Here is a 4628-nt window from a genome sequence, read left to right on the forward strand (position 1 = left end):
GGCGAGATTCCGGGTTCGCGTCTTCGACGCGCCCCGGAATGACGGCGTGAAAGTCTGGCGTCGTTCTGCTACGCTGCGGAAAATTCCAACTGGAGAAATTACGATGCGCAGATTATGGACCGTGCTGGCGGCGCTGGCGACGCTGAGCCTGACCAATTGCGGCTATAATGCGATCCAGACCACCGACGAGCAGGTCAAGGCGGGCTGGTCGGAGGTCGTCAACCAGTACCAGCGCCGCGCCGACCTCGTGCCCAATCTGGTCAATTCGGTGAAGGGTTTCGCGCAGCAGGAAAAGGACGTGCTGCTCGGCGTCACCAATGCCCGGGCCAAGGTCGGCAGTATCCAGGCGACGCCGGAAGTGCTGAACGATCCCGCTGCGTTCCAGAAGTTCACCGCGGCGCAGGGTGAACTCTCCAGCGCGTTGTCGCGACTACTGGTTGTGACCGAGAATTACCCGCAGCTCAAATCCGATGCCTTGTTCAAGGACTTGATGTCGCAGCTCGAAGGCACCGAGAACCGGATCGCGGTGGCGCGCAACCGTTACATCAAGGCGGTGCAGGACTATAATGTCGGCATCCGCACCTTCCCGAACAATCTGACGGCGATGGCGTTCGGATACAAGGAGAAGCCGAACTTCACGGTCGAAAACGAGAAGGCGATCTCGACCGCGCCGAAGGTCGATTTCAATCCGGCGCCGGCGCCGGCCGCGCCGGCCAAATAACCTGCCAGCTGGTTCCACCCGCAAAGATTGGCCGCGATGAACGTTGCAAGAGCCGCCTTTGTTGCGCTGCTGCTGTGCTTTTCCTGCGCAGCCGCGGCCGACGTCGCGGTGCCGCCGCTGTCAGGGCGCGTGATCGATCAGACCGGCACGCTGTCCAGCGGCGAGGTCGCCGCGCTGACGCAGACGTTAAGCGATCTGGAGAAGCGCAAGGGCAGCCAGATCGCGGTGCTGATCGTGCCGACCACCGATCAGGAATCGATCGAGCAATTCTCGATCCGGGTCGCCGAAGCCTGGAAGATCGGCCGCAAGAAGATCGACGACGGCGCGCTGCTCGTCGTCGCCAAGAACGACCGGCGGCTTCGCATCGAGGTCGGTTACGGCCTCGAAGGCGCGCTCACCGACGCCACCGCCAGGCGCATCATCGACGAAGACATCACCCCGAAGTTCAAGTCCGGCGATTTTGCCGGCGGCATTTCGGCGGGGGTCGACCGGATCATCCGGGTGATCGACGGCGAAAAACTGCCAGCGCCTGCGCCGGAGCACTGGCGCAGCCCTGGCCTGCTGAACAATATCGATCCGTTCAATCCCTTCGTCATCGCCGCACTGTTCATCGCAGGCGGCATTCTGCGCAGCACGCTCGGCCGGCTGTTCGGTTCGCTGGCGACCGGCGGCTTTGTCGGACTGCTGGCCTGGTTCCTGGTCGGATCGCTGGGGCTGTCGGTCATCTTTGCGATCATCGCGTTCGTCCTCACGATGTTCGGCGAGAGCATCGCGTCGGCGGGCGGGCGCGGCGGCACCTGGTCCGGCGGCTCCGGAGGCAGCAGTTCCGGCGGCGGGTTCAGCGGCGGTGGCGGCAGCTTCGGCGGCGGCGGCGCGTCGGGGAGATGGTAGCGATGGGCATCAAACGCATCGGCAGGCATCTCATCGAGCATCGCTGGCGGGTCCGGCGCATTTTCCCGCCTGACGTCATGGCGGTGATCGAACACGCCATCAGGGCGGGCGAGGCCACGCATTCCGGCCAGGTCCGCTTCGTGGTGGAAGGCGCGCTCGACGGCGCGCCGCTGTTCCGCGGCCAGCCCGCACGCGAGCGCGCGCTGGACGTGTTCTCGCAACTGCGGATCTGGGACACCGCCGACAACAATGGCGTACTGATCTATCTGCTGCTGGCCGACCGCGACGTCGAGATCGTCGCCGATCGCGGCATCGACGCGCATGTCGGCGCCGCGGGCTGGGAATCAATCTGCAAGGCGATGGAGGCCGAGTTTCGCGCCGGCAACTTTGCCGGCGGCGCGATCGAGGGGATCGACGCCGTGTCGCGGCTGCTGGCGTCGCATTTTCCGAGACATGGTGGCGGGAAGAACGAGCTGCCGGATGCGCCGGTGGTGATGTGACGATTGTCATTCCGGGGCGATGCGAAGCATCGAACCCGGAATCTCGAGGTTCCGGGTTCATCGCTGCGCGATACCCCGGAATGACGACAGTTACCTACGCCTTCGCCGACGGCCGAGCTCCGACGCGGGCGAACCACGCCGCGATGTTGGCGTTGGCGGCATCGAGCGGCTGGCCGACCTGGTTGCCGAAATGCAGCCAGCCATAGAGCAGGATGTCCGCCAGCGTGAAGCGCTTGCCGCACAGATAGTCCTTGCCTGCGATCTGCCCGTCGAGCCATTTCAGGCGGTTCTGCGCGATCATCTTGAGGCCGGGGGAGGCTTCCGGCACGACGGGAATCCGCTTCTCGAAAAACTTCAGCGCCTCGCCGAAGCGGTAGCCGTTGGCGAGAGGCTCGCAGATGTTGAGGTCGACGCGGCGGGTCCACATCCGGCACTCGGCGCGCTCTTCCGGCGTCGAGCCGATCAGCGCGGGCGCGGGCTTTTTCTCTTCGAGGTATTCGCAGATCGCGGTGATCTCCGACAGATAGGAGCCGTCATCGAGCTCGAGCGTCGGCATCTGGCCGTGCGGATTGCGCTTCAGATGCTCGGCTTCGCGATTTTCACCCTTGCGCAGGTCGACCGCCTGCTTCGGGATGTCGATGCCCTTTTCCGCCATGAACATGCGGACGATATGCGGGTTCGGTCCGATCGAGTCGTAAAGTTTCATGGCGTGTTTCCCCAGGTTCATTGCAGCATTGTTGTTGCTGAGTTTGAACAGACTGCCGGGCTTGTTGTCAAACTGACAAGAGCCTCTCAGCCGTCGTCGAGCTTGTTGAGGTCGCGCACCGATTGCATGATCGGTTCGAAGTTCGAGCGCGCGTCGAGCGCGTCGAACAGTTGCGCGGTGTCCGACAGCAGGGTGTGGGAGCGCTGGATCGCGATGCGGACGTCGTCCTGCGGTGTGTCGGACAGCCGGCCGTGTCCTGACAGCAATATCCTGGAGTTCAATCCCTTCAGCCGCTCCAGCGACTGGATGTAGTCGGCGATGCTGCCGGATCCGAACACGCCGCCCATCACGCCGCCGGGCATCAGCGTGTCGGCGGCGAACAGCAATCCCTGGTCCTGCTCGAACAGGCTGATGCAGGCCGAGGTGTGGCCAGGCGTATACATCACGTTGAGGCGGAAATTGCCGAGGTCGATCAAATTGCCTTCCTCCAGCCAGAGATCGACATTGATCGGCACCGGCGGCTCGTTGAACATCTTGCGCAGCATCGAGAAATCGTCGCGCAGCATGATCTTGTTGGCGGCCAGCCGGTGCGCTGCGATCAGGGTGCGGCCGCCGAAATGATACGCCGCGCCGATATGATCGAGATGCTCGTGGCTGAGGATCACCATGTCGACGGATTCGGGGGGACAGCCGACATGGCAGAGGCATTCCAGCAGCGCGGGATAGTTGGAGGACAGCCCGACGTCGATCAGGATGGTCCGGCTTTTTCCGCGAACCAGATAGGCGTTGGCGGCGCGGTTCTTGAAACGGATCTGGTAGACGTCCTCGGCGGCCTCGATCAGCGAGCAGGTGTCGTTGTTCAGGAGAATCGGAAAACGGCTCGGCTTGCGGTCGCTCATGGCGTCGCCGCCCTGAAATTGACAGCGTTGGAGGCGCGCAGGCGTTTCGAGAGCGCATCCATCACCATCAGCGCGAAGGCCGGCTGCTGGCTGACCAGATAGACGAAGCGGGCGTGATTGATCCGCATCACCCTGGTGTTCGGCGCCGCCGCAATCGCGGTGGCCGAGCGCGACGAGCCGTCGATCACCGCCATCTCGCCGAAAAATTCGCCCTTGCCAAGCGTCACGATGACGGTCTTGCCGGCGTCGCTGAGTTTGGCGATTTCGACATTGCCGTCGAGCACCACGAACAGCTCGCGCCCGGTCGAGCCTTCCTCGAAAATGACTTCATCCACATCGAATTCGTTGATGCATTTCTCGATGGCCATGGAGTCGCCGCCTTCTGGCTGGTCGCTGACGGCATGTTAGTCCGGAAACCGGGCGGCGCAAACGACACATCGGGACGCTCCGGGCCGATGCCGCAGAGCAACATAAACAGGGTGGCCGTCCAAACCGGGCAGAGCGAGTTCCTAAAATTTTGGTAAGGCCGCCGCCGGTAACGATTTCGCAAGGAATGAAAGTTACCAAATGGTGAACCTTTACGGGAGAATTGAACGTGAGCGAACAGCAGGCCGAGCCGACCAGCAGCGAAACCGGATCCGTTAGCGCCGGGCCGGCCGTTTCCAGCTCGTCCAATACGGCAAGCCAGCCGGTGGCGGCGCAGGAGACCCCGAAGGCCGGAACCCAGATCGAATCTCCCGATCTGGTCCCCGCGCAGGGCGACGCGGCCAAAGTGGACGCAGCCAAGGCTGAAGTCCCCAAGCTTGAAGCCCCCAAGCTTGAAGCCCCCAAGGTTGACGCCCCCAAAGTTGAGGCTGCCGATACTGCCAAGGCCGACGCGCCGCGCGCGCCGGGCAAGATCATGATCATGT

The 4628-nt window shown here is 63.3% G+C and carries 6 protein-coding genes and 1 pseudogene; 4 read left to right on the top strand and 3 right to left on the bottom strand.

Annotated elements, in window-relative coordinates; genetic code table 11:
* Window positions 1-103: 103 nt before the first annotated feature.
* The 3 genes from Q8N40_RS04860 to Q8N40_RS04870 are packed head-to-tail and all read left to right on the top strand — an operon-like array spanning window position 104 to window position 2112.
* Entirely contained in the window at window positions 104-721 is a 618-nt protein-coding gene (locus tag Q8N40_RS04860) for a LemA family protein (protein ID WP_305711014.1), read from the top strand.
* 36 nt (window positions 722-757) lie between these two features.
* Window positions 758-1612 (top strand): YgcG family protein, encoded by an 855-nt coding sequence (locus Q8N40_RS04865; RefSeq protein ID WP_305711015.1) that lies wholly within the window; start codon window positions 758-760, stop codon window positions 1610-1612.
* Window positions 1613-1614: 2 nt separating this feature from the next.
* On the top strand, window positions 1615-2112 hold the full coding sequence (locus Q8N40_RS04870; protein ID WP_305711016.1) for a TPM domain-containing protein: 498 nt from the start codon (window positions 1615-1617) through the stop codon (window positions 2110-2112).
* Window positions 2113-2206: 94 nt separating this feature from the next.
* On the opposite strand, the gene Q8N40_RS04875 is transcribed toward Q8N40_RS04870, so the two are convergent.
* The 3 genes from Q8N40_RS04875 to Q8N40_RS04885 form a co-directional block, all read right to left on the bottom strand.
* Window positions 2207-2818 (bottom strand): glutathione S-transferase family protein, encoded by a 612-nt coding sequence (locus Q8N40_RS04875; protein ID WP_305321294.1) that lies wholly within the window; start codon window positions 2816-2818, stop codon window positions 2207-2209.
* A gap of 86 nt (window positions 2819-2904) precedes the next feature.
* The gene (locus Q8N40_RS04880; protein WP_305321293.1) at window positions 2905-3717 is read right to left on the bottom strand and encodes an MBL fold metallo-hydrolase; all 813 of its coding nucleotides are present in this window, start codon (window positions 3715-3717) and stop codon (window positions 2905-2907) included.
* Entirely contained in the window at window positions 3714-4085 is a 372-nt protein-coding gene (locus Q8N40_RS04885; protein ID WP_305711017.1) for a Crp/Fnr family transcriptional regulator, read from the bottom strand. The genes Q8N40_RS04880 and Q8N40_RS04885 overlap by 4 nt, the downstream gene beginning before the upstream one ends.
* 227 nt (window positions 4086-4312) lie before the next feature.
* Between Q8N40_RS04885 and Q8N40_RS04890 the strand changes: the two are divergent.
* A pseudogene (locus tag Q8N40_RS04890) lies at window positions 4313-4628 on the top strand (hypothetical protein); the annotation flags it as partial.

This window comes from Bradyrhizobium sp., from assembly GCF_030693485.1.
Classification (GTDB): Bacteria; Pseudomonadota; Alphaproteobacteria; order Rhizobiales; family Xanthobacteraceae; genus Bradyrhizobium.

Excerpts from the sequence above, each read along its gene's own strand:
- Q8N40_RS04860 (WP_305711014.1), top strand. The coding sequence starts at position 104 with ATGCGCAGATTATGGACCGTGCTGGCGGCGCTGGCGACGCTGAGCCTG.
- Q8N40_RS04865 (WP_305711015.1), top strand. The coding sequence starts at position 758 with ATGAACGTTGCAAGAGCCGCCTTTGTTGCGCTGCTGCTGTGCTTTTCC.
- Q8N40_RS04870 (WP_305711016.1), top strand. The coding sequence starts at position 1,615 with ATGGGCATCAAACGCATCGGCAGGCATCTCATCGAGCATCGCTGGCGG.
- Q8N40_RS04875 (WP_305321294.1), bottom strand. The coding sequence starts at position 2,818 with ATGAAACTTTACGACTCGATCGGACCGAACCCGCATATCGTCCGCATG.
- Q8N40_RS04880 (WP_305321293.1), bottom strand. The coding sequence starts at position 3,717 with ATGAGCGACCGCAAGCCGAGCCGTTTTCCGATTCTCCTGAACAACGAC.
- Q8N40_RS04885 (WP_305711017.1), bottom strand. The coding sequence starts at position 4,085 with ATGGCCATCGAGAAATGCATCAACGAATTCGATGTGGATGAAGTCATT.